This is a genomic window from Ilumatobacter sp., from assembly GCF_030065885.1.
Taxonomy (GTDB): Bacteria; Actinomycetota; Acidimicrobiia; order Acidimicrobiales; family Ilumatobacteraceae; genus Ilumatobacter.
Window position 1 is genome coordinate 9,933 of record NZ_JASJCS010000054.1, and the last position, 22,061, is coordinate 31,993.

The 22,061-nt window shown below is 69.7% G+C and carries 25 protein-coding genes; 10 read left to right on the forward strand and 15 right to left on the reverse strand.

The annotated features are described in order from the left end of the window. The first annotated feature begins 75 nt into the window (after positions 1–75). Entirely contained in the window at positions 76–1,377 is a 1,302-nt protein-coding gene (locus tag QNJ12_RS12580) for a lycopene cyclase family protein (RefSeq protein WP_300622999.1), read from the forward strand. Beyond that, a complete protein-coding gene (locus QNJ12_RS12585) occupies positions 1,374–2,333 on the forward strand; it encodes a Brp/Blh family beta-carotene 15,15'-dioxygenase (RefSeq protein WP_300623000.1) in 960 nt (319 codons plus the stop codon). Before QNJ12_RS12580 ends, QNJ12_RS12585 begins: the two co-directional genes overlap by 4 nt. Here QNJ12_RS12585 and QNJ12_RS12590 read toward each other — a convergent pair. From QNJ12_RS12590 to QNJ12_RS12605, 4 genes are read right to left on the reverse strand one after another with little or no spacing between them, the layout of a single operon-like run. After that, positions 2,302–3,534: an FAD-binding domain-containing protein gene (locus QNJ12_RS12590; protein ID WP_300623001.1), complete on the reverse strand. Its 1,233-nt coding sequence runs from the start codon at positions 3,532–3,534 to the stop codon at positions 2,302–2,304. The genes QNJ12_RS12585 and QNJ12_RS12590 overlap by 32 nt on opposite strands. Beyond that, positions 3,531–3,971, reverse strand: coding sequence for a DUF3253 domain-containing protein (locus QNJ12_RS12595; protein WP_300623002.1), 441 nt, complete (start codon positions 3,969–3,971; stop codon positions 3,531–3,533). Before QNJ12_RS12595 ends, QNJ12_RS12590 begins: the two co-directional genes overlap by 4 nt. After that, the gene (locus QNJ12_RS12600; RefSeq protein WP_300623003.1) at positions 3,971–4,348 is read right to left on the reverse strand and encodes an SRPBCC family protein; all 378 of its coding nucleotides are present in this window, start codon (positions 4,346–4,348) and stop codon (positions 3,971–3,973) included. Before QNJ12_RS12600 ends, QNJ12_RS12595 begins: the two co-directional genes overlap by 1 nt. Before the next feature lie 4 nt (positions 4,349–4,352). Further along, on the reverse strand, positions 4,353–5,135 hold the full coding sequence (locus QNJ12_RS12605; RefSeq protein ID WP_300623004.1) for a B12-binding domain-containing protein: 783 nt from the start codon (positions 5,133–5,135) through the stop codon (positions 4,353–4,355). Between the two features lie 131 nt (positions 5,136–5,266). On the opposite strand from QNJ12_RS12605, the gene QNJ12_RS12610 reads away from it, so the two are divergent. The 3 genes from QNJ12_RS12610 to QNJ12_RS12620 all read left to right on the forward strand — a co-directional run bounded on the left by QNJ12_RS12610 (position 5,267) and on the right by QNJ12_RS12620 (position 6,954). Then, complete coding sequence (locus QNJ12_RS12610; protein WP_300623005.1) at positions 5,267–6,094, forward strand: bacteriorhodopsin-like; 828 nt, start codon at positions 5,267–5,269, stop codon at positions 6,092–6,094. Positions 6,095–6,244: 150 nt separating this feature from the next. After that, a complete protein-coding gene (locus QNJ12_RS12615) occupies positions 6,245–6,643 on the forward strand; it encodes a nuclear transport factor 2 family protein (RefSeq protein ID WP_300623006.1) in 399 nt (132 codons plus the stop codon). Next, positions 6,640–6,954 (forward strand): WhiB family transcriptional regulator, encoded by a 315-nt coding sequence (locus QNJ12_RS12620; protein ID WP_300623007.1) that lies wholly within the window; start codon positions 6,640–6,642, stop codon positions 6,952–6,954. Before QNJ12_RS12615 ends, QNJ12_RS12620 begins: the two co-directional genes overlap by 4 nt. Here the strand turns inward: QNJ12_RS12620 and egtD are convergent, their stop codons facing one another. The 4 genes from egtD to QNJ12_RS12640 form a co-directional block, all read right to left on the reverse strand. After that, positions 6,955–7,971, reverse strand: a complete 1,017-nt coding sequence (egtD, locus tag QNJ12_RS12625; protein ID WP_300623008.1) for an L-histidine N(alpha)-methyltransferase — start codon at positions 7,969–7,971, stop codon at positions 6,955–6,957. After that, positions 7,968–9,284 carry an ergothioneine biosynthesis protein EgtB gene (egtB, locus tag QNJ12_RS12630; RefSeq protein WP_300623009.1) on the reverse strand — a complete coding sequence of 439 codons (1,317 nt, stop codon included), beginning with the start codon at positions 9,282–9,284 and terminating at the stop codon, positions 7,968–7,970. Before egtB ends, egtD begins: the two co-directional genes overlap by 4 nt. A gap of 73 nt (positions 9,285–9,357) precedes the next feature. After that, the gene (locus tag QNJ12_RS12635; RefSeq protein ID WP_300623010.1) at positions 9,358–11,556 is read right to left on the reverse strand and encodes a LuxR C-terminal-related transcriptional regulator; all 2,199 of its coding nucleotides are present in this window, start codon (positions 11,554–11,556) and stop codon (positions 9,358–9,360) included. Between the two features lie 46 nt (positions 11,557–11,602). Then, positions 11,603–12,535 carry a carbohydrate kinase family protein gene (locus QNJ12_RS12640; protein WP_300623011.1) on the reverse strand — a complete coding sequence of 311 codons (933 nt, stop codon included), beginning with the start codon at positions 12,533–12,535 and terminating at the stop codon, positions 11,603–11,605. A gap of 22 nt (positions 12,536–12,557) precedes the next feature. Between QNJ12_RS12640 and QNJ12_RS12645 the strand changes: the two genes are divergently transcribed. After that, positions 12,558–13,313 carry a sulfite exporter TauE/SafE family protein gene (locus tag QNJ12_RS12645; RefSeq protein ID WP_300623012.1) on the forward strand — a complete coding sequence of 252 codons (756 nt, stop codon included), beginning with the start codon at positions 12,558–12,560 and terminating at the stop codon, positions 13,311–13,313. Between the two features lie 17 nt (positions 13,314–13,330). Further along, entirely contained in the window at positions 13,331–14,719 is a 1,389-nt protein-coding gene (locus QNJ12_RS12650) for a GH1 family beta-glucosidase (RefSeq protein ID WP_300623013.1), read from the forward strand. A 227-nt stretch (positions 14,720–14,946) separates the two neighbouring features. Here QNJ12_RS12650 and QNJ12_RS12655 read toward each other — a convergent pair whose 3' ends face one another. The 3 genes from QNJ12_RS12655 to QNJ12_RS12665 all read right to left on the reverse strand — a co-directional run bounded on the left by QNJ12_RS12655 (position 14,947) and on the right by QNJ12_RS12665 (position 16,880). Further along, on the reverse strand, positions 14,947–16,026 hold the full coding sequence (locus QNJ12_RS12655; RefSeq protein ID WP_300623014.1) for a nuclear transport factor 2 family protein: 1,080 nt from the start codon (positions 16,024–16,026) through the stop codon (positions 14,947–14,949). A gap of 258 nt (positions 16,027–16,284) precedes the next feature. Further along, positions 16,285–16,686, reverse strand: a complete 402-nt coding sequence (locus tag QNJ12_RS12660) for a PIN domain nuclease (protein ID WP_300623015.1) — start codon at positions 16,684–16,686, stop codon at positions 16,285–16,287. Further along, positions 16,686–16,880 (reverse strand): type II toxin-antitoxin system VapB family antitoxin, encoded by a 195-nt coding sequence (locus tag QNJ12_RS12665; RefSeq protein WP_300623016.1) that lies wholly within the window; start codon positions 16,878–16,880, stop codon positions 16,686–16,688. Before QNJ12_RS12665 ends, QNJ12_RS12660 begins: the two co-directional genes overlap by 1 nt. Positions 16,881–17,104: 224 nt before the next feature. Here QNJ12_RS12665 and QNJ12_RS12670 point away from each other — a divergent pair, with 224 nt between their 5' ends. Next, on the forward strand, positions 17,105–17,722 hold the full coding sequence (locus QNJ12_RS12670; protein WP_300623017.1) for an L-2-amino-thiazoline-4-carboxylic acid hydrolase: 618 nt from the start codon (positions 17,105–17,107) through the stop codon (positions 17,720–17,722). A gap of 34 nt (positions 17,723–17,756) precedes the next feature. Here the strand turns inward: QNJ12_RS12670 and QNJ12_RS12675 are convergent, their stop codons facing one another. From QNJ12_RS12675 to QNJ12_RS12690, 4 genes are read right to left on the reverse strand one after another with little or no spacing between them, the layout of a single operon-like run. Beyond that, positions 17,757–18,125: an FKBP-type peptidyl-prolyl cis-trans isomerase gene (locus tag QNJ12_RS12675; RefSeq protein WP_300623018.1), complete on the reverse strand. Its 369-nt coding sequence runs from the start codon at positions 18,123–18,125 to the stop codon at positions 17,757–17,759. Between the two features lie 19 nt (positions 18,126–18,144). Next, complete coding sequence (locus QNJ12_RS12680) at positions 18,145–18,525, reverse strand: hypothetical protein (protein ID WP_300623019.1); 381 nt, start codon at positions 18,523–18,525, stop codon at positions 18,145–18,147. Next, positions 18,522–19,007 (reverse strand): NUDIX domain-containing protein, encoded by a 486-nt coding sequence (locus QNJ12_RS12685; protein ID WP_300623020.1) that lies wholly within the window; start codon positions 19,005–19,007, stop codon positions 18,522–18,524. The genes QNJ12_RS12680 and QNJ12_RS12685 overlap by 4 nt, the downstream gene beginning before the upstream one ends. 1 nt (position 19,008) lies before the next feature. Beyond that, complete coding sequence (locus tag QNJ12_RS12690) at positions 19,009–20,016, reverse strand: histone deacetylase (protein WP_300623021.1); 1,008 nt, start codon at positions 20,014–20,016, stop codon at positions 19,009–19,011. A 135-nt stretch (positions 20,017–20,151) separates the two neighbouring features. Here QNJ12_RS12690 and QNJ12_RS12695 point away from each other — a divergent pair, with 135 nt between their 5' ends. Continuing rightward, positions 20,152–20,922, forward strand: a complete 771-nt coding sequence (locus tag QNJ12_RS12695) for a UDP-galactose-lipid carrier transferase (protein ID WP_300623022.1) — start codon at positions 20,152–20,154, stop codon at positions 20,920–20,922. 147 nt (positions 20,923–21,069) lie between these two features. Then, positions 21,070–22,056: an IS481 family transposase gene (locus tag QNJ12_RS12700; RefSeq protein ID WP_300623023.1), complete on the forward strand. Its 987-nt coding sequence runs from the start codon at positions 21,070–21,072 to the stop codon at positions 22,054–22,056. The last annotated feature ends 5 nt before the right edge of the window (positions 22,057–22,061 follow it).

Below are 22,061 nucleotides of genomic sequence, written 5' to 3' on the forward strand. Positions count from 1 at the left end.
GGGGCAGTCCACAACGACCGCTCTGCGACGATCTCCCGACGCGTTTTTACGACTAAACGACGCTAAGATGCCCGGATGCCGGCCGTCAGACATCCGCAGCACGACGGCGACATCATCATCGCCGGTGCCGGCTGCGCCGGCCTGAGTGCGCTCTGGCACCTCCTCCAGAGCCCGCTCGCCGACCGCCGGATCCTGATCGTCGACCGAACGATCGAACCACGCGACGACCGCACCTGGTCGTTCTGGGGCCCGCCCGATGCGCCCTTCGCGTGGCTCGCCGACCGGTCATGGCGCGACGTCGAGGTTCGGTTCCCGTCGTGGACGTCGACGCAGCGACTGGGAACGTGGCGCGGGCCTCGGCGCTATCACCGGGTGCGGAGCCGCGACTACACAGCGGCGATCCTTGCGCTCGCCGAGCGGCAGCCGAACGTCCGTCTCGTCCCGGCCGCCATGCTGGGCATCGACGACGAGCACGACGGCGCTCGGGTCAGGACCGCCCTCGGCGACCTCCGGGCACCCGTCGTGATGCAGAGCGTCGGCCGCCCGCCCGGCGGCCCACCGGCGCGCCATCCACTGCGCCAGCACTTCGGCGGGTGGGAGGTCAGGACCGAGCACCCGATCTTCCGCCCCGGGGTGGCGACCCTCATGGACTTCGATGCACCGCAGGACGACGGCACTGCGTTCTTCTACCTCCTGCCCGATGCAGCCGACCGTGCACTCGTCGAGTTCACGACCTTCTCGCGCCGACCGCGCGACCGCACGTTTTACGACCACCACGTTCGCGAGTACGTCGCCGACCATGGCGCCGGTGACGTCGCCGTCGAACGCACGGAGTACGGGTGCATCCCGATGGAGGATCGCTCCTGGCCACAACGATGCGGACACCATGTCTGGAACCTGGGCACCGTCGGCGGCATGACGAAGCCGACGAGCGGGTACACGTTCCAGCGGATCCACCGTCACTCCCGTCATCTCGTCGACACGATGGCGGCGACCGGTGACCCGGCCGAGCTGCCCGATCCGCCTCGTCGCTTCGCCTTCGGGGACCGGACGCTGCTCCACTTGCTCGATCACCGCCCCGAGCTCGGCCGCACCATCTTCGAGCGCCTCTTCCGCACGACGCCGATCGACCGCGTCCTCACGTTCCTCGACGAAGCGTCGTCCCTGGCACAGGACGCCCGCATGGTGGCCCACCTACCGCTCGGTCCGTTCCTCGCAGCGGCGGCCGCCGAGACCCGCGCCGCATGGCGCGACCGGCGGGAGCTCGACCGAGCGTTCGGCGACACGGCAACGTCGATACAACTCGATCCGGCGCCTGACGTGCACGTTCGAGCCGAGCTGTTCGAAGCACCGGTCGGCGACATCGTGGCGGCATGACCCGACGACTCCATCCCAACGCGCGTGCCGAACTCGTCACCGGACCGCTCTTCTGGCCGTTGACCACGGCGACCGTCGCCACCGCGTTCCTGTCCGCGGCGCTCGAGCCCGACCCGGTGGTGTCGGCCACCATCGCCATCGCCGTCGTCGCGACGCTCGGGTTGCCGCACGGCGCGGCCGACCACGCGGTGATGCGAGCGATCACGGGCGTCTTCGATCCGGTGCGGTTCCACGTGCGGTACGTGGCGGGGGCCGCCGGCTACGCCGCGCTGTGGCTCACCGTGCCGGCGGTCGCGCTGATCGGCTTCCTGCTCGTCTCGGCCCACCACTTCGGCCAGTCGGACCTCGCACACCTCCGGCAGGACGGCAGCCGCATGCTCCAGTGGTCGCGGGGTGTGTTCGTCGTCGCCGTCCCGCTCGTCGCCCACACGACGGCCGTCGGGCCGATCGTCGAGCGGCTCGCGGGCGTCGATCCGTCGACATGGTCGTGGCTCGCGGCGAGTCGCCCGGTCGTGATCGCGCTCCTGATCGGGCAGCATCTCGCCGCCGTCGCATTCCTGCTCCGGCGCACCCCCGCCCTCCGCCTCCGGCAGCTCGTGGTGACCATCTCGCTGACGACGCTGTTCGTCGCGGCCGACCCACTGATCGGGTTCGCCGTGTACTTCGGGGCGTGGCACTCGCTGGGCCATCTCATGACGCTGTCGAGCGTGGTCGGCACCGGCGGCCGGCCGATCGTCGACGTGGTGCGAATCGCTGCGCCACGGACGCTCGTCGTCGCCGTGCTCGCCGCCGCGGGGGCCGCGCTCTGTGTCGTGGCCGGGCGGGCGGACTTGATCGTGCCGTCGGTGTTCGTGATGCTCAGCCTGGTGACGGTGCCGCATGCTGTGGTCGTCGAGCGCATGTGGCGTGACGACCGCAGCGCGGTCACCGACCAACCGCTCGTCGCCACGCGCTGAACGACGAGATCGGGCCGCCCGTCGGCGTCGCCAGCCAGGGCCAGGGGTGCACCTCGGCCGGCGAGATCGCACCGGCTCGACGGCGAAAGCCCGGCACGGGCGCGAACGTCACGGCGACGCGCCGCCCGCCGAGCACGGCCACCGGGTCACCGAGCCAGAGCTCGACACCGCGGGTGAGCGCCCGCTCGGCGAGCGTCTCCACGAGGAACACGAGGCGCTTCGACGACAGTTGGAGACGAGCGAGCAGCGGCTCGTCGAACACGAACACCACCGGGAGATCCGGGCGCGCAACCGACGCCGGGTCCTCCGCACCGAGCGACTCAGCCGTCAGCCACACGGCCTCGGCCACGCCCCCGCCGCGGCGCTCGACGTCGTCAGGGCCGCGTGTGCGGCGCACGTCGGGGTCGAACCGAACGGCAGGGTTGCGCTCGACGGGAACGAAGGCCGGATCGTCCGGCCACGCCTCGATGGGACAGTCGTCCCGACGCTCGCAGCCGTCGCAGAGACCCGGCGCCCGCCGACGGACCTGCGACCGGCTGAACCCGTAGTGCTTCGACGATCCCACCCCGGCCGTCCACTGCCAGCCGAGTCGATTCGCCGCACGCGAGCCGTCGAGGAGGTGACGGAAGAAGGCGTCCTCGCCGCTGCGCCAGTCCGCGGCCTCGCGCACCGCCCAGTGGCTCGCGAGCCACATCCGCGATTGGTTGACGAGCCAACCGTCCCGCTCGAGCTCGGCGAGGTTCGCGTCCAGGCACGCCATCGAGCGGTCCCACGCGGCGGGCGCCGGCGAGTCGGCGGACGACCCGGCGAGCTCTCGCCGAACACCGCGTCCGGTTGCCGCCCCCAGCCGTGCGTACCAGTGCCGGGCGTACTCCTGCCAGAGCAGCTCGTCGCGGAACTTGGCGACGTCGCGCGCTGGCCCTCCGGCGACATGGCGCCAGACGTCGGGCAGCGTGAGCAGCCCGTGGCGGATGTACGGCGACAGACCGGACGCACCGCGTCGCGCCGTCGGCCGGACCTCGTTACGACGGGACGCATAGCCGGCGACGTCGAACGCCGCGAGGGCCGCATCGGCTGCGCTCTGACCACCGCGGAATCGCTCCGATCCGCGAGCTGCGTCGCCCGCCACATGGACCAGATGGCGGTCCACGAACGCCTCGGCGGCCGCACGGCCGGGTCGGGGTACCGGCAACCGGTTCACGAGGGCCTCCGCCGGATGCGGATCGGCCCCCTGGCCGTCGAGGGGTCGACGACGCGGCCGCCCTGCGTGATCTCGACCAGCCCGGCGGCCACGAGCCGCCGCGCGGCCCTCCTGGCCGACTCCATGAGCGCACGCCAGTCGTCGAGGTCACGGCGTTCGGCGACGAGACGAGCGGCTTCCGACGGACAGATCGTGGCTCCACGTCGCCGCTCCAACAGCAACTCGGTGACGGCGTTCTCGAGGTCCCGATCGACGGCGTCGACGCGACGACGACGGCACGCCGCCGAGCAGTAGCGGACGTCATCCCAGCTGCCGGCCCACTTGGCACGCCACTCGATGGTCCGGCCGCACGACGAGCACGTCGTCGGCGCACGACCGCCCGGTGCGGGTCGGCGCCGGCCACTCGCCGAGGTCCGGTTCGTCCGCGATCGGGCCATCAGCGGGCGATCGCGAGCCGCTCGAGGCGACGGAGCGCGCTGCGGCACACGACTGCGTACGGCGCCGCCCAGACCGGCACACCGAACCCGACGCGGCACCCGTGTTCGGTACGGACCACGCGATGATCCGTCGCTGGCACGTGGGCGATCGACCAGCGCCAACGGTGTCCGGGCTCGAACGCGGTCACGGAGAACGGGAAGCTGACACCGGGCGTCGTGCGCACCGAACCCGTCGAGCCGAGCTCGAACACGTCGCCGTCGAGCGATGCGTCGGAGACCGATGGTCCCCAGGCCGACCAGCGCGAGACATCGGTGAGCAGGTCCCACAGGGCCTCGGGCGGCGCCTCGATGTCACGCTCGACCCACATCACCCGCATCGGCCTATGCGGCCCGGCTGCGGGCGGTGCGGGCACGGTCGATGAGCTCGTCGAGGCTTCGACCGGGAGCCCCGACGATCGTCGGGACGCCGGCTTCGCCCAACTCGCCTGCGACCTCCGTCGCAGCGAGCAACGTCGACGGGTTGGTGACCGTCAGCACCGCAACGTCCACGTCGTGGTCGGCGCAGAAGCCGACCAGCTCGGCCGGCGGCATGTCGGCACCGAGGTGATGAACGTGCCAGTTGTCGTCGCGCAGCGCAAGCGCCGCCATGCTCGTGGGGAGGGAATGCCGGTCGCCCGCGACTGCGGCGACCATCGCCGTCCCTCGGCGGCGACCGCGCGGGTTGGGCGCCAGCTCGCCGAGGATCCGCTCGGTGATCGCCGCAGCACGGTGCTCGACCCAGATCGTGAGCTCACCGTCGTGCCACGCCTGCCCGATGTGGCGCAGCGGCGGCACGAGCACGTGCTGGGCGACGTCTCGCACCGACGCGCCCTCGTCGGCGAGCTTGCCGGCGATCTGCCGAGCCGCCGCCTCGTCGCCCGCGACCATCGCATCGTGCATCCGCTCAGCGGCATGGTCGAGCCGGCGCCGGCTGGGCGCCTCGGGTGAGCGCGGCGTGCTGCGCCGCTGCTCGACGGCCTCGAGATCGGCACGCGACACGACGTATCGACCGTTCACCATGGCGGCGGGCAGCTTCCCGGTCCGCACCCACCTGTACGCCGTCTGATAGTGGACGCCGAGCTCGTCGGCGGCCTCGTGCAGATCGAGCTGCGGAGTCTGAGCCATGCGGTGAGTGTACCGATGGAACGGAAAATCGGACTCATCCAGAGTAAATACAACTGAACGTTGCTAATATCGCCCTCGGCGTCGACGACGGCGTCACACCCACCCCCAACCCGACAGCAAGGGAGCGTCCCATGGACTTCACGTTGAGCGAGGGCCAGTACAACCTCGTCTACAACTCCTTCTCATTCGTCATCGCCAGCATGGGCGCTGCGCTCGTGTTCTTCCTCCTGATGAGGAGCCGCGTTGCGCCGCGCCATCGCATGGCCTTGACGTTGTCGACCCTGGTGGTCGGCATCGCCCTCTACCACTACGTACGCATCTTCGGCTCGTGGTCCGACGCGTTCAGCTTCACCGACGGTCGCTACGTCCAGGACGGTGAGCCGTTCAACGAGGGCTATCGCTACGTCGACTGGCTGCTGACCGTGCCGCTGTTGCTGGCGGAGCTCGTCGTGGTCCTGAAGCTGTCGAAGAACACGACTCGCAGCATGCTCATCCGGCTCTCGATCGCCGCCGTCGCGATGATCGCGCTCGGCTGGCCCGGCGAGGTGTCGGATCCGGACTCGACCGCCCGCACGCTCTGGGCCGTCGCATCGACGATCCCGTTCATCTACATCCTCTACGTGCTCTTCGTCGAGCTCGGCCGCTCGCTGGGCCGCCAGAGCCCGAGCGTCCGCAAGACGCTCGACGGCATGCGCTACATCCTGCTCGCGACGTGGGGCGTGTACCCGCTCGCCTACATGGCGCCGTCGGTCATCGACGACGCTGCCGCAGCCGAGGTGGCACGCCAGGTCGGCTACTCGATCGCCGACGTGCTCGCCAAGCCGCTGTTCGGCCTGCTGGTGCTGGCGATCGCCCTGTCCAAGAGCCGTGACGAGGGCTACGTCGAGGCCGGCGACGACGCCGGCGCCGACAGCCGGGTCGCCGTGCCGGACGACGCCGGCGACCTCGTCGAGGCCTGACCGTTCCCACACCGGGCCCCGCCACCCGCGCCTCCTGGGGTGGCGGGGCCCCTCCTCGAAAGGTTTGCCATGCGATTGGTGCTCCAGGACCGCTCACCCCTCGAATCTCCGCCTGGCCGGTTCGCTTGCGAGCCGTTCTACGCCGAGACGATGACGCTGCTGCGAAGCGTCCGCGATCACGACTTCGAGACGCTGGCCTGGCTCTGCGACGACGACTTCGGCATCGTCGACATCGGCGTCGACGGCAACGCCCGCCCGATCCGCACCCGCCTCGAGTGGGAGCGGTGGTTCAACGAGCTGTTCGCCACGCTCGACACGATGGCGGCAACGACCGACTCCGAGATCCTCGACTACCGAGCGATCAGAACCGACGACCTCGGCTACTCCGTGCTCGACTTCCGGCAATCGCTGACGGCGAACGGAACAACTGCGACGTTCGACTGTGTTGCGACCATCATCTGGAAGCGCACACCCCACGGCTGGCGCGAGGCGCGCTGGCATGCGTCGGTCGTCGCGGCCGACGTCCCGGCGGAGCTGCGGGCGGCATGACGGCGACCGACCAGTTGCCTTGGGCGGATCCCGCCGACTGGAAGAGCAGAGCGGTCTGCCACGGCAAGCTCCACCTCTTCTTCGCCAAGAAGTCCGAGCGACCCGAAGCTCGCGCACGCCGGGAAGCCAAGGCGAAGCGGCTCTGCGACGTCTGCCCGGTGATGGACGAGTGCCGCCAGTACGCCCGGGACAACCGTCTGTACGGCTTCTGGGGCGGCGAGAGCGAAGAAGCGCGCCACCGCGCCGGCTACACGCTCAACGCACCGATCGGTGTCCGACCGACCGAGGACGGCGAGTCGGTCGCGAGCTGATCAGGCTCGCTCGGCCAGGACGAGCGCGACGTCCCCGCCGTCGCTCGTGTAGGTCTCGATCGTCGCCAGCCCGGCTCCGGCCAGCTCGGCGTCGATCTGCTCGAGGGTGAACTTCGTCGAGACCTCGACGCGGAGCTCCTCGTCGCGAGCGAAGTCGACGTCGATGCCCGCCCCGGGGATCCGAACGTGCTGATCACGAAGCGCTCGCACACGGATGTCGACGCGGCGGTGGACCGGATCCCATAGGCCGACGTGCTCGAAGGCGCTGACGTCGAAGTCGGCTGCGAGCTCGCGGTTCATGACCTCGAGCAGGTTGAGCGAGAACTGGGCGGTGACGCCCTGCTGGTCGTTGTAGGCCGCGAGGATCCGATCGACCGGCTTCATCAGGTCGATGCCCAACAGGAACGTGCCACCCGCCCGCAACCATCCCGCCACCGACCGCAGGAACCGCGCTCGCTCGGGTGGGTAGAAGTTGCCGATCGTCGAACCGAGGAACGCCATCAGCGGCGTGCCGTCGTCGGGCACCCGGTCGAGGTGCTCGTTGAAGTCGCCGACCACACCGTGCACGGCGAGCCCCGGATAGCGCTCGGCGAGCTCGACCGCTGCGTCGTGCAGCGTCTGCTCGCTGACGTCGACCGGCACGAACCGACGGAGCCGGCCTGCGGCCGCGAGCGCGTCGAGCAGCGTCCTCGTCTTGTCCGACGTGCCCGACCCGAGCTCGACGAGCGTGTCGGCGCCGGCGCGGGTCACGATGGCGAGGGCGTCGCGCTGGAGGAGCGACCGCTCGGCCTCGGTCGGGTAGTACTCGGGCAGCCGGGTGATCCGGTCGAACAGCTCGCTGCCGCGGTGGTCGTACAGCCAGCGCGGGTCGAGGCGCCGCGGCCGGCCCTCGAGACCGACGCGAACCTCGTTGGCGAGCGTCATCGACCACCAGTGCTCGCCGAGGTGGCGCTCGATGACGGGTTCGATCGGGACGTCGTCGACGACGCTGTCGACGTGGGGGGTGGTGACCGTCATGGTGTGCCTCCGTCGGCGAGACGCACGCCGGAGACCATCCAGCGGGCGTGTGGGGGGAAGAAGTTGCGGTAGGTCGGGCGGGCGTGGCTGGGCGGCGTGTACGACGAGCTGCCGCGGAGCACCATCTGCCCCGACATGAACTTGCCGTTGTACTCGCCGACCGCGCCGGCGGCAGGCTCGAATCCGGGGTACGGCAGGTAGGCCGAGGCGGTCCACTGCCAGCACTCGCCGAACGCCTGTCGGACCTGTGGTGCCTCGTCCTGCACCGCGGCGGCTCGTGGTTGCAGCGCGTCGAGGTCGAACGGGCGCGAGCTGAATCCGAGCGACAGCGCTCGCTCCCACTCGAGCTCGGTCGGGAGCCGCTTGCCCGCCCATCGGGCGTAGGCGTCGGCCTCGTAGTAGCTGACATGACAGACCGGCTCGGCGGGGTCGAGCGGACGCGTGCCGGCCAGCGTGTGCACCGACCAGCCGTCACCCTCGGGCACCCAGTAGAGCGGCGCCGCCCACCCCTGCGAACGGACCGCGTGCCAGCCGTCGGACAACCAGAGGTCGGCGCGCCGGTAGCCGCCGTCGTCGATGAACGCACGCCACTCCCCTGCGGTGACCAGCCGGTCGGCCAGCCGGTACGGGTACAGGTACGCGCAGTGGCGGGGTGACTCGTTGTCGAACGAGAACCCGGAGCCCGCCCAGCCGAACTCGGACAGACCCCCGTCGACATCGAGCCAGCCGAGCGGCGTCGCCGCCCGCGGGTGGGTGCGTTCGGGTCGATACACCGGCTGCAGCGGGTTGATCGACAAGACGTGCTTGATGTCCATCAGCAGGAGCTCCTGGTGCTGCTGTTCGTGGTGCAGACCCAGCACGGTCAGGTCGGCCACCGCCGACCCGTCCCCGCCGAGCTCGCTCGCCAGCAACTCCTCCATCGACGCATCGACCGCAGCCCGGTAGCTGCTGATCTCGTCGACGCCCGGCCGGCTGAGCAGACCCCGCTGGGCACGAGGGAACTGCGGTCCGACCCCCTCGTAGTAGCTGTTGAACAGCTCGCGATACCGCGGATCGAACGGCGAGTGATCGGCCGCGAAGCACTCGAGCAGGAACGTCTCGAAGAACCAGGTCACGTGGGCGCGGTGCCACTTCGTCGGGCTGACGTCGGGCATCGACTGGATCGACTGGTCCTCCGCAGTCAGTGGTGCTGCAAGCGCCTCGGTCAGCGACCGGGTCGCCCGGTACGCCTCGACGAGGTCGGTGCGCAGGCCGGGGGAACCAGCGGGCCGCGCGGGTGATTCCGGGCCGATGGCGGTGAGGGGGCTGCCCATGCGACCCACCCTGGTGGTCGGTCGATCCGATCGCATCGCCCGAACTCGGGAATTCACCCACCCGCGCGGTGGATCACCCGTCGGGGATCAGGCCCAACCGGCGGGCGGTCTCGACGATCTCGGCCTGGGTCGACGCGCCGAGCTTGTGGCGGATCGACGTGAGGTGGGTCTTCACCGTGTTCTCCGAGACGAACAGCTGGTTGGCCAGCTCCTTGCGGGGCAGCCGGTGCGGGAGCAGGCGAAGCACGGCGAGCTCGCGCTCGGTGAGCTCGACGGCCCCGGGCGGCAGGTGCTCGGGGTCGACCTCGACGAAGCGGGTGTCGTTGCGCGTCTCGCGAATGAGGCCGGCGAGGTAGTCGCCACCGCGGCTGCCCAGCGCCTCGTTGGCCCGGCGCAGCCGTTCGCGGACACGGTCCATGTCGCCGAGCCGGTGGGCGATGCGCGCCTGCAGGCAGAACACGAGCACCAGCATCAGTGGCTCGATGCCCGCAGCTGCGATCTGCTCGGCGCGCCGGGCGTGGCCGTCCGCATCGCCGACGCGGCCGGTCGCGAGCGCAACGCGGCCCTTGGCCACCAGCGCCAGCGCCGGCTGGTGGAAGCGCTCGGTGACCGGGCTGTCGACGAACCCGAGCGCCAGGTCGGCGAGCCGCTCGGCCTCGTCGAAGGAGTCGCCGTCGGTCGACGCGATGAATGCCAGGCCCGAGTAACCGGACATCACCGGGTGGGCGTGCTGGGCCTCGAGCCCGGCGCGCACCGCGGCGAGGTGCGGCTCGCGATCGAGATCACCCGAGAGCAGCATGGCGAGGCCGAGCGCGGCGTGCGACTCCGTGGCGATGACCGACTCGGACTCATCGATCAGCTCCATCGTCTCGACGGCGGCCGCCAGCGAGCCGCGGACGTCGCCCTGGTGTCGCCGGAGGTGCGACCGGAGCGACGTGACCTGGGCCCGGATGTCGGGTGGGTCCGGCGGGGCGTCGTCGGGCGGGTCGAGCCACTGCTCGATCTCGTCGTAGCGGCGGACGTTGAGCGCCGCCCACGCCGCCGAGAGCCGGAGCGTCGGGTCGTAGCGGCAGCGGTCGACCCCGTACAGATCGAGCCAGTCGGCCACGGTCGCGAACAGCCCGCGCTGTGCGTACTGGATCGTGTTCTCGGTGATCGCCCGCCGGGCGAGCTCGAAGTCGCCCGCCGCCACTGCGTGGCGCACCACCGCCGACGGCTCGTCGCGCTCGAGGTACCACTGCGCGGCCATGCAGTGCAGCTTCCTCACCCTGGCGGGGTCCAGCTCGTCGGCCTTGCCGAGGAGGAACTGGCGGAACAGCGGGTGGTACTTGTAGAGCTCGAGCTCGGGGTCGACCAGCTGCGTGAACACGTGGTTGCGGGCCAGCTCGCGGATGATCGCCAGGCTCCCGGCCCGACCGGTGAGCTCGTCGCACAGCGCCGGGTCGAGCTCGTCGAGCAGGCTGGTCTCGACGAGGAACCGCTGCACGTCATCGTCCTGGGCGTCGAGCACCTCGGCGGCGAGGAAGTCAGCGAGGTCGGGCTGCCCGACCGTGAGCGACCGGACGATCTCGTCGGGCGGTCGACCGGGGCCCGCGGACACCGAGAGCATCAGCAGCGCGGTGACCCAACCCTCGGTTCGGGTCACGATGTCGACGACCAACTCGGGGTCGATCTGACCGTCGAACAGCATCGTCGCCTCGTCGAGCGTGAAGGCGAGTGCGTCAGCACCGACTTCGAGCAGTGCACCGCGGCTGCGCAACCGGCCGATCGGCAGCTGCAGGTCGGACCGCGTGCTGAACACCAGCGTCAGGTTGCGGGGTGGATGGAGTGCGATGCGGGCGATCGCATCGAGCGTGTCGGTGTGCGCGACCTCGTGGAGGTCGTCGAACACCACCAGGACGGGCTCGTCGCTGCGCTCGATCAGCCCGATCAGCTGGTCGATCACCCACTGGAGGTGGTCGGGCTCGAGCATGTCGAGCAGGTCCTCGAGCTGCTCGGGATCGCTCACCAGGGCGGCACAGACGTGCGTCCAGAACCTGATCGGGTCGTTGTCGGCGCCGTCGACGCTCATCCATGCGAGCCGGGCCCGCATCGCGTCGGCCGCCTGCAGCAGCAACGTCGTCTTGCCGTAGCCGGCCGGAGCGCGGAGCAGCCAGACCGGCTCGTCCGACTCGACCAGACGATCGACGAGGCGTGGGCGCTCGATCGCACCGCGATGGAGGCGCGGCGGCATCGTCTTGGATCGGATGAAGCGTTCGACCACAGCTGCCATCAGTCTCGGTCCCACCGGCGCGAACGGGGTCACCCGCTCGCGGCAATCACCCGTCGAGCAGCCGCCTGAGCTTGGGGCCCGGCACGGGTCGGGCACCGGGGTGCTCGATGACCCACGCCGAGATCTTGGTGGCGAAGCGGGCCGCCTCGACCGCCGACGACCCGGTCAGGAACTTGGCGAGGAACCCACCGGCGAAGGAGTCGCCCGCCCCCGTGGCGTCGACGAGGTTGTTGGTGGCCGGCGGGATGTGGTGCGGCTCGCCGTCGAGCCACACGAGCGCTCCGTCGGCGTCGAGCTTGAGGATGACGAGCGCCGACGGGTACAGCAGGTCGAGCTCGCGGGCGATCTCCTCGGGCTCCTTCACCCCGGTCAGCACGGTGCCCTCCTCCTTGTTGGGGAGGAACACGTCGATGTCGAGGTCCCGGGTGACCGACAGGAAGGCCTCGACGCCCATCTCCTCGATCATCTGGAACGACGCCGGATCGAACGACAGCGTCGCGCCGGCGCCCTGCGCAAGGCGAGCCGCAGCCCGGGCGGCCGATCTCGGCGGATCGGTGAAGAACGACCATGCGGTCAGATGGAGATGCCCCGCACCTGCCAGCACGTCCCTGGGCAGCTCGCTCGGCAGCAGGTAGAAGTCGGCGCCATGGCCCGAGACCATCGAGCGCTCGCCCGTGTGGTCGACGAAGACGGCGACCGAGCCCGTGAGATTGGCGTCGGACTCGACCAGGTGGTGCTCGACGTGCTCGCCGTCGAGGTTCTCGACCGCGAGCTGGCCCATGCGGTCACGACCGATCTTGCCGACGAAGTGGGTGGACAGCCCGCATCGCGACGCCCAGACCGCCACGTTCGCGGCGCTGCCACCCGGCAACAGCATCACCTCGCCGAACGTGTCACCGCCCCGGAGCAGCTCGGTGTTGGTTCGGATCAGCACGTCCCAGGCGAAGTCGCCGAGGACGCACAGCGGGCGATCGGGCACGCCGCAACGGTACCGTCACCGCGTGTTCACGGTGGGCGCGATCATCCTCGGCATCGTCGCCGCGTTCGTCGTCGGCGCGTCGAAGACCGGCGTGCCGGGCGCCGCGCTCGTCGCGGTGCCCATGTTCGCGGTCGTGTTCGAGGGCCGCCTGATCCCCGGGGCGACCCTGCCGGTGCTGCTCGTCGCAGACGTGTTCGCCGTCGCCTGGTACCGCCAGCACACCCGCTGGGATCTGCTCCGGCCGCTCGCGACCTGGGTGGCGCTCGGCTTCGCCGCCGGCGTGGCGTTCTTCGTGATCGCCGGCGACGCCACCCGCACGCTCGAGGTGGGGATCGGCGGCATCGTGCTGCTGATCGTGCTCGTGCAGCTCTGGCGCCTCGTCCGCGGGCAACCGCACCGTGAGGCCGACACGGCGACGGCCGCGATCTACGGCACGGGCGGCGGCTTCACGACGTTCGTCGCGAACGCCGCCGGCCCGATCATCAACACGTATCTCGCCGGTCTGAAGCTGCCCAAGCACGAACTGGTCGGCACGTCGGCATGGCTGTACCTCGCCGTCAACGTCGCCAAGATCCCGCTCTACCTGGCCCTCGGCGAATGGAGCGACGGCGGCCGCTTCTTCACCGCCGACAGCCTGCTGTACGGCGCGATCGTGACCCCGGCCGTCGTCGCCGGCGTGTTCGCCGGCCGCGTGCTGTTCCGCCGGATCCCGCAGCAGGCCTTCCTGGTCGTCGTGCTGGTCCTCTCCGCGGCAGGTGCACTGAACCTGCTGGTCTGAGCTACCGTCCGCGCTCGATGGACGAACGACCGAGCGTTGACTTCCCGGACGGATTCCTGTGGGGCGCCGCCACTGCGGCCTACCAGATCGAGGGCGCCGTGGCCGAAGGTGGCCGCGGCCCGTCGGTGTGGGACGACTACTCCCACACCCCCGGACGGACTGCGAACGGCGACACCGGCGACGTCGCCTGCGACCACTACCACCGCCTCGAGTCCGACGTCGCGCTCATGGCCGAGCTCGGCCTGCGGTCCTACCGGTTCTCGATCTCGTGGTCGCGGGTGCTCCCCGAGGGTCGTGGCCGGGTCAACGCCGAGGGACTCGCGTTCTACCACCGGCTCACCGAGCTGCTGCTCGCCCACGACATCGTGCCGAACGCCACCCTGTTCCACTGGGACCTGCCGTCCGCGCTCGAGGCGACGGGCGGCTTCCGCAACCGCGACACCGCGAAGTGGTTCTCCGACTACGCCGCGCTGATGGTTCGCGAGCTCGGCGATCGGGTGTCGATGTGGGCGACGTTCAACGAGCCCTGGTGCTACGCCTACCTCGGCCATGCGGCAGCCATGCACGCGCCTGGTCTCACCGATGACGCCGCGGCCGTCGCCGTTGCGCACCACGAGCTGCTCGCGCACGGGCTCGGCGTCGAGGCGATGCGCGCCGAGCGCAGCGACCTCGAGCTCGGCATCGTGCTCAACCCGTCGGGCATCGTGGCCGAGGGGTCACCCGCCGCCCCGGAGGACTCGATCCGGTCGATCGACGGCCTGCACAACCGCTGGTGGTTCGACGGCGTGCTGAACGGCGCCTACCCAGCCGACGTCCTCGACGATCTCGGGCCGCTCGGGGCCGTCATCGAGCCCGGCGACATGGAGCAGATCGTGCAGCCGATCGACTGGATGGGCATCAACTACTACTTCGAGATCCTCGTCCGCGGCCTGCCGGCCGACGGATCGGCCCGTGCGCTCCGCCAGTACCCCACGGTCGCGAGCATCGCCGAATCGCCGACCCGACCGGTCCACACCGACATGGGATGGCCGATCACGCCCGAGGGCTTCACGGCCTTCCTGCAGCGGCTGCACCGGGAGTACCCCGACCTGCCGCCGATCTACATCACCGAGAACGGCGCGGCCTACGACGACCCCGTCGTCGACGGCCGTTGTGCCGATCCGCGCCGCATCGACTACCTCGACCGTCACCTCCGGGCACTCCGGGACGCGATCGACTCGGGTGTCGACGTGCGCGGGTACTACCAGTGGTCGCTGTTCGACAACTTCGAGTGGGCGCTCGGCTTCGACAAGCGGTTCGGGATCGTCCACGTCGACTTCGACACGCTGGAGCGCACCCCGAAGGACTCGGCGCACTGGTACCGCGACGTCATCAAGGCCAACGCCCTCCCGGCACGGGCCGGTTGACGCCCAGTCGAGACGTCGGCGACGGCCACGAAGCGGGCCGTGCCCACGGCAGCTCCCGCGGGAAGAGCCTCGGGGAGTTGACAACCTGGGTTGACAACGACGGCTCGTCCAGGGCCGAAGCGTCAACCGAAGTTGTCAACTCGCCGATCAGGACACCCTCCATCGGGATCACCCGAATCCCGACCCAATGCGCGGCGGGTGCAAACCAGCCCGAGGGCGGGGTGGTGTCAGCGGGCCCACCCACAGGCGAGAACGGTATGGGGGTCGTAGTAGACGTACTCGTCGGCGATGAGGCCTTCGTCGTCGAGGTCCCAGACAGCGCCGATGCGCATGGTGCAGTTGTCGCCGCCCGCGGTCATCGTGAGGTCATGGGTCGCACCTGGGCCGAGGCCGCTGGCGAATCCCTCGGTGACCTCGAGCGTGAGATCGGGGTACGTTTCGAAGAGCAGCGCATACCAGTCCTTGATCTCCTGTCGTGACTGCCTGTCACCGGCGAAGCCATCGTGGCGGCTGGATTGATACTGATAGAGCTGAGCAAGAGCGTCGGGGTCTGCTGTAGCCCAGGCTGATTCGAGTCGGTCGATGAAGTCTTCGGCGGTGGCCGCCTGGCCCGCGAGATCAGTCCCTCTCCGCTCCGGATCCGCAAATCCGATGGCGGCGGCCGTCTCCATCGGAAGTGTGCGTGCTGCTTCGAGCCCGATCCGGTGCATCAGCTCTGTTGCCAGGCCGTCGCTGATCGGGAGGTGTCGAATCACGCGAGGCTTGGTCGGCAACTGGCCGGCGTCCGGCAGATCGCGATAGATGCCGTTGCAGCTGCCGGCTGTCAGCGCGCCGCCCGTATTCACGTAGACCGCGTCGATCGGCCAGCTCTCGCACAGCGTCCCGGCGGCGCCGAACGACGAAAAGAACGCCCCAACGGATGGATTGAGGCTGGGAACGATGGGATCGATCACACGGGCACCGAGATGGAACTGCGCCAGGTACAGTTCGCGATCCGGCGCGTTGAACCCGGCCGCTACGTTCGTGCCGATAGCTGTCGGCGCCTCGACGGACGCGGAGATCTCCCGGGCGGACATGGCAAACACCGAAGTCGGTTCCGCGGTCGTCCCAACCGTTGCGGCTGGCTCTGACGACGGCTCGTCGACCGTGTCGATGGCGTCCCCGTCAAGGCCCACTGCGGTGTCCTCGACGGCTGCGCTGGTGGGGGTCGTCGTGTCTTCGGACTCGTCGTCGGCGTCACCGCCGCATGCCGCCAGCAACAGCGACATCGCAGCAGCGATCTCGACGAGATCTCTCGAGTGTCGCATCGCTCCTCCTCTTGTTCGTTCGCTCAACGCGTCGGACACGACGAGGTGGCGACGCGTCAAACCCATCGCCGCTTCCAGTTCGAGCCTCCCACTGCGCTGGTCGGCTGTGAAGAGTCGTTCGTACCCGCCGAGACCCACGATGCACCGGTCGCGGCACGCACACCGTGACGCAGGGTCGGTCAGCGTGCTGCCTCCGGACTGCGCATCACGCTCAGGAACGCTGAACCGAGACGGTGGCTCGTGTGCAGACGCGCACGATCAGCTGACCGATCCTCGATCGACGATCCACTGCGTCGGCTGGCCGGTCACGGTCGAGATGTGATCGAAGTCAGCGTCGTAGTGAAGCACGGTGAGCGAGGCTGACTCGGCGACGGCAGCGATGAGCAGATCGGGCACCTTGCGTCCTCTCAAGCCGCCGTCGGCCAGCGCCCGCTGGACCTGACGTGCACGATCGAAGTGATGGGCCTCGACGTCGACGCGACGAAACACCCCGATGGCAGCCGACAGGCGATCCCAGTCGTCGCCGCTTCGCGCGGAGAAACCGATCTCGAGATCGGTCATGGTGGTTCGGGCCAGACCGGAACCGTCGAGTTCCTCGATTCGCCGAACGATCGTCGGCTCGCGCAGGCGAGTGAGGACGCTGGTGTCGAGCAGGAACATCAGTGCCAGGCTTCGGCGCGGTCATCCAGATCTGCCTCCGACAGGGTCGAGAGCGCAGACGAGAGCTCGGCGGTGCGCTCGCGTGCTGCGGTTCGCAGCGCCTCGTTCACGGTGTCCTTGATCGTTGAGGTGCCGAGCCTCGCGCGAGCAGCATCGAGTGCGTCGTCGTCGACATCGATCAGGCGCTTGGTCACAGACGCAGTATATACCAGCACTAATCCAAGATATACACGCGACGAGCCGGCTCGGTACGGGCGCCCGGGCACACCCGCGCGCCAGCTCGTCAACGGCACGTCGGCTCCGGCGGTTCCTCACGAGAACATGCGACACCCGCCCGAGCGAGTCGGTCAGACGCCAAGCCTGCGCTTCGGGACGTTGGACGGTGTCGAGCCGGCCGTCGAGCAGTCAGAGTGACGGCATGGGCTTCGTGCTCTTCTACATCCCGGGTGTCGCCTACCGCCGCACCGCGCAGCGGCACTTCTCGCTGCGGTTCCCGGATCGCTCAGGGGACCTCTGGGACTCTTCGCGTGCGTGGCAGTCACGATTGGCACCGAGCCGCCCTCGTCACTCGGCGTCGGTGAACCTGATGATGCGGCACATGGAGTGGGGTTGCGCGCTCTACCGCGCCCTGCAGGACGACGGCGTCGATCGAGCCGAGGCGGGCTCGCTGGTGGAGTCGATCATGTCGGACGTCTACAGACCCGTGCCATCCGTGCTGTACAAGATCTCACGGCTTCGCAGCTCCCGGCATGCGACCAGGGTCGAGTGGCTCCTGCTGCGCGTGATCAGCCGCCGCGTCTTCTCCGCCCCGTTCGTTCATCGGTATCTCGACTCGGACGACGGCGTGGCCTGGGACGTCACGTGCTGCCCCTTCGCCGACTACTTCGTGGAGCAGGGCGTTCCCGAACTGACTCCGCATGCAGCGTGCAACCTGGACCATCGAGCGGCGGAAGCGATCGGTGTCGAACTCGTCCGCACTCAGACCATCGCAGAAGGTGCCGAGCACTGCGACTTCAGGTGGAAGATCCCGGCGTGAGGCCGGTCAGACGCAACGACCCGATGCGTGGGCGTCAGCTGACGTCGAGTAGGTCGACGACGAAGATCAGGGTCTCGTTGGGCGCGATGACGCCGCCGGCACCCTGCGCGCCGTAGCCCATGTCGGGCGGGATGTGGAGGGTGCGACGCCCACCGACCTTCATGCCGGCGACACCTTCGTCCCACCCGGCGATGACCTGGCCGGCGCCGAGCCCGAACCGGAACGGCTCCATGCGGTCCCACGAGGCGTCGAACTGCTGCCCGGTCGACCAGGACACACCGACGTAGTGGACGCTGACGGTCTGTCCGCTGGCCGCCTCGGCACCCTCGCCGACCACGTCGTCGATCTTGACCAGCTCGGTGGGCGGAGCGGTCTCGGGCACGGTGACGTCTGGCTTGCGCATGGCTCGCACCGTACCGCCGCTACTTCCCGATCGCTGCGACCAGACCCTCGGGGTCGGCGACGCTCACCCACAGCGCCGAGTGCGGCTTGAACCCGATGACCTTCGGCACCCGCTCGACGAACTCGATGCACACGCCGCGCTCGTGGTTGGTGCCGAACGTGATGCCGTCGTCCGAGAAGCTGAGTCGCAATCCGACCGCCGTGTACCACCGGTGCGGGCCACTGACCTCGGTGTGATCGACGTTGTCGAGAGTTGTCTCGACCCGGGCGCGACCGAAGGTCGCGGTCAGCGTGCCGTCGTCGGTGAGCGTGACGCCGTCGGTGTCCTTGACGCGCAACACGGTGAAGAGGGGTCGCCACCGATCATCGAAGCGGTACGGGAAGAACTGCTCGCCGCTCATGTTGCCGCGGGCTCGTCGTACGCGGCCTCGATGATCCGCCGGAGTTCGGGCCAGGCAGCCGCGAACCCGGCGTGGAGCGGGCGCGCCTCGACCTCGTCGAGCGAGTCCCAGGCGATCGCGTCGGTCTCGAAGTTGATCGACGCGCCGAACTCGCCGGGCACCTCGACGACGAACGTCGTGTACGACCAGTCGGTCGCCGGGGCGAACACCGTGTGGCCCAGCACGGTGTGACCGCCGGGGATCGCGCCGATCTCCTCGGACGCTTCCCGGAGCGCACCCTCCAGCGGTGTCTCGCCCTGATCGAGGGCACCACCGGCGCACGACCACGTGCCGCCCTCGTGCGCGAAGGCCGACCGCTTCTGCAGCATCACTCGTGGCCCGTCGGGAAACCGCACGACGAACACCGCGCCGGCCGCCCCGTAGACGCCCCACCGCATGTGCCCGTCCGAGCACATCAAGAACCCGTCGCCGGACTGGCGCACGTCAGTCCGACCAGAGCTGTTTGGCGGTCTCGACGGTGTTCATGCCGACGTCGCCCGTCGACGCCGGTTCCGGCCGGAACGACTCGCCGACCAGCGCGCTCAGGGTGGCGCCGGCGCTGTAGGTCAACGCCTGGAGGTCGTAGCCGCCCTCGAGCACGACGAGCACGCGGCGGGCGGGCACCACGGTCTGCAGCCTCGCCGCGAAGTCCGCGTAGTCACCTGAGGTGAGCTGCATCCCAGCGAGCGGGTCGTCGCGGTGTGCGTCGAAGCCCGCCGAGATGATCAGCCAGTCGGGGGCGAACCGCTCGAGGATCGGCTCGACCACCTCGTCGTACGCGGCGCGGAGCGTGTCACCCGCCGTGCCGGCCGGGAACGGCAGGTTGACGTTCGTGCCGACGGCGTCTCCCTCGCCGGTCTCGTGCATCGGGCCGGTGCCCGGGTACAGCGGTGACTCGTGGGTGGAGACGTAGAGCACGCGTGGGTCGGCGTAGAAGATGTCCTGCGTCCCGTTGCCGTGGTGGACGTCCCAGTCGATGACCGCCACGCGCTCCCCCTCGGCCGCGAGCTTGGCTGCCCCGATCGCGGCGTTGTTGAAGAGGCAGAAACCCATCGCGCCGGTGCGCACGGCGTGATGGCCCGGTGGCCGGCCGGCGGCGAACGCGACGTCGCACTCGTCGCCCTGCAGGGCCTCGATCGCGCCGAGCACCGCGCCGGCAGAGCGCCGCGCCGTCGCCCACGAGCCCCGCGTCGCGACGGTGTCGGCATCGAGCTGACCACCACCGGCCGCGCAGAACTCCTCGATCGAGCGCACGTAGCCGGCGTCGTGCACGAGTTCGAGGTCCTCGATGCTCGCCTCGTCGGGGATCCGCCACTGCGTGGCGTCACGCAGGCCCGCCTCGTCGACGCCGGCCAGCGCCGCATCGAGCCGGCCGCGGTGTTCGGGGTGCCACATGGGCGTCTCGTGATCGTCGCGTTCCGCAGCGGCGAACACGATCAACGGGGAGGTCACCGGCCCAGCCTGGCAGCTTCGGCGCTCCGACGCACGTTCCGGCGCACCGGGCCGGTCGCACATGTGAAGCGCGGCGGGCGCTCCCGCTACCGTCGGCACCGTGATCGCCGCACCGACGAACCCGCGCGACATCTGATGGGCCGCCTCGACGAGCTCGACTTCACCGCCCGCCTCTCGACCGAGGAGTACGAGCAGCGGCTCTACACCGCCCAGCGGCGGCTGCTCGAGTTGCGACTCGAGATCGGCGGCCACCTCGACTCCCCCGACCTCGGGCCGGGCGTGGCCGTCGTCCTCGAGGGCTCGGACGCCGGCGGCAAGGGAGGCGCCATCAAGCGCATCGTCGAGCCGCTCGACCCGCGTCACTACCGGGTCAACGCGTACGCCAAGCCGACGTTCGACGAGAAGCGCAAGCACTTCCTGTGGCGCTTCTGGCAGGACCTGCCCGGTCTCGGCGGCATGGCGCTGTTCGACCGGTCGTGGTACGGCCGGGTGCTCGTCGAGCGGGTCGAGGGCTACGCCAGCAAGGCGCAGTGGAAGCGGGCGTACGACGAGATCGTGCAGTTCGAGCGCAACCTCGTGCTCGAGGGCGTGATCATCGTCAAATTCTGGCTGCAGATCACCCCCGACGAGCAGCTCCGCCGGTTCGAGAAGCGTCAGGTCGACCCGCTCCGCAAGTGGAAGCTCACCGACGAGGACTGGCGCAACCGCGACAAGATCGACCGCTACAACGCTGCCGTCGAGGACATGTTCCGCAAGACCGACCACGAACTGGCGCCGTGGCACGTCGTGTCGGGCGAGCAGAAGAAGCGGGCCCGGGTCGAGGTGCTCGAGACGCTCGTCCGCCGCATCGAGGACGGCATCGAGGCGTTCGAGCACCCGGTGCCCGACGAGAACGGCTGGGCCTGACGCACGGGGGCACCGCCGGCGCGTGCGCTAGCTGCGACGACCGGGGACGTTGTCCTTGGGCGGGTGGTGTAGGGGTCCGCGATTGAGGTGAGCCCTCCGAGTGGGCTTGTGGGTCTTGCACAACTCACTCACCAGCCCGGAGGGCTCATGTCGCACGCTACGAGACAACACCCGAACGCGCGGTTGACGCCGCGGCATCGCCGCACGATGGTCGCCTGTCTGCTCGATCGCGGGTGGACGGTCGAGCAAACCGCCGAGCGGTTCCAGGTCGACGCCAAGACGGTCCGCAAGTGGCGCGACCGCTTCGTCGCCGAAGGATCGGCCGGTCTGCTGGACCGCTCGTGTCGACCGCACCGGTCGCCGAACCGCACCGCCGATGGTGATCGGGCTCGGATCATCGAGCTCCGCCGGCGGCATCGTTGGGGAGCCGACCACATCGCCCACGAGCTCGGCCTCGCCGCGTCCACGGTCCAGTCGGTGCTGCGCGCCGAAGGACTCGGGCGCCTCGACCGCGGTGACCGAGCCATCGCCGAACGTCCGCGGCGCTATCAACGTGACCGGCCCGGTGAGCTGGTCCACGTCGACGTCAAGAAGTTGCCGGGGATCCCCGACGGGGGCGGTTGGCGGATCCACGGCCGCGGTCGAGCACCTTCCACGAAGCGATCCACGGTCGGGTATCGGTTCATCCACACCGCGGTTGACGACCGCACCCGCGTCGCCTACTCCGAGATCCTCGACGATGAACAAGGCATCACCGCAGCCGAGTTCTGGCAACGAGCACACACCTGGTTCGCTGCCCGAGGTGTCGTGGTCGAGCGCGCCATGACCGACAACGGCGCCTGCTACAAGTCACGGGTCTGGCGGGCCGCGCTCGACGCCACCGGCGTCACCCACAAACGCACCCGCCCCTACCGTCCCCAAACCAACGGGAAAGTCGAGCGCTTCCATCGGATCCTGCTCGAGGAATGGGCTTACGTCCGCGACTGGCACACCGACGACCAACGCCGACACGCCTACGACGGGTTCATGCACTTCTACAATCACCACCGATCCCACGGATCACTCGGCTGGAGGTCACCAATCGACACCCTCACCCGATGCTCCGAGGACAACCTCCCCGCGGAGCACAACTAGCCGCC

What these genes read in the sequence shown, in the direction of transcription:
- egtD (WP_300623008.1), bottom strand. Translation starts at nt 7,971, where the DNA reads ATGACGGTCACCACCCCCCACGTCGACAGCGTCGTCGACGACGTCCCG.
- QNJ12_RS12670 (WP_300623017.1), top strand. Translation starts at nt 17,105, where the DNA reads ATGGGCTTCGTGCTCTTCTACATCCCGGGTGTCGCCTACCGCCGCACC.
- egtB (WP_300623009.1), bottom strand. Translation starts at nt 9,284, where the DNA reads ATGGGCAGCCCCCTCACCGCCATCGGCCCGGAATCACCCGCGCGGCCC.
- QNJ12_RS12605 (WP_300623004.1), bottom strand. Translation starts at nt 5,135, where the DNA reads ATGGCTCAGACTCCGCAGCTCGATCTGCACGAGGCCGCCGACGAGCTC.
- QNJ12_RS12675 (WP_300623018.1), bottom strand. Translation starts at nt 18,125, where the DNA reads ATGCGCAAGCCAGACGTCACCGTGCCCGAGACCGCTCCGCCCACCGAG.
- QNJ12_RS12660 (WP_300623015.1), bottom strand. Translation starts at nt 16,686, where the DNA reads ATGTTCCTGCTCGACACCAGCGTCCTCACTCGCCTGCGCGAGCCGACG.
- QNJ12_RS12695 (WP_300623022.1), top strand. Translation starts at nt 20,152, where the DNA reads ATGGGCCGCCTCGACGAGCTCGACTTCACCGCCCGCCTCTCGACCGAG.
- QNJ12_RS12580 (WP_300622999.1), top strand. Translation starts at nt 76, where the DNA reads ATGCCGGCCGTCAGACATCCGCAGCACGACGGCGACATCATCATCGCC.
- QNJ12_RS12620 (WP_300623007.1), top strand. Translation starts at nt 6,640, where the DNA reads ATGACGGCGACCGACCAGTTGCCTTGGGCGGATCCCGCCGACTGGAAG.
- QNJ12_RS12700 (WP_300623023.1), top strand. Translation starts at nt 21,070, where the DNA reads ATGTCGCACGCTACGAGACAACACCCGAACGCGCGGTTGACGCCGCGG.
- QNJ12_RS12615 (WP_300623006.1), top strand. Translation starts at nt 6,245, where the DNA reads ATGACGCTGCTGCGAAGCGTCCGCGATCACGACTTCGAGACGCTGGCC.
- QNJ12_RS12610 (WP_300623005.1), top strand. Translation starts at nt 5,267, where the DNA reads ATGGACTTCACGTTGAGCGAGGGCCAGTACAACCTCGTCTACAACTCC.
- QNJ12_RS12635 (WP_300623010.1), bottom strand. Translation starts at nt 11,556, where the DNA reads ATGGCAGCTGTGGTCGAACGCTTCATCCGATCCAAGACGATGCCGCCG.
- QNJ12_RS12600 (WP_300623003.1), bottom strand. Translation starts at nt 4,348, where the DNA reads ATGCGGGTGATGTGGGTCGAGCGTGACATCGAGGCGCCGCCCGAGGCC.
- QNJ12_RS12650 (WP_300623013.1), top strand. Translation starts at nt 13,331, where the DNA reads ATGGACGAACGACCGAGCGTTGACTTCCCGGACGGATTCCTGTGGGGC.
- QNJ12_RS12585 (WP_300623000.1), top strand. Translation starts at nt 1,374, where the DNA reads ATGACCCGACGACTCCATCCCAACGCGCGTGCCGAACTCGTCACCGGA.
- QNJ12_RS12680 (WP_300623019.1), bottom strand. Translation starts at nt 18,525, where the DNA reads ATGAGCGGCGAGCAGTTCTTCCCGTACCGCTTCGATGATCGGTGGCGA.
- QNJ12_RS12595 (WP_300623002.1), bottom strand. Translation starts at nt 3,971, where the DNA reads ATGGCCCGATCGCGGACGAACCGGACCTCGGCGAGTGGCCGGCGCCGA.
- QNJ12_RS12655 (WP_300623014.1), bottom strand. Translation starts at nt 16,026, where the DNA reads ATGCGACACTCGAGAGATCTCGTCGAGATCGCTGCTGCGATGTCGCTG.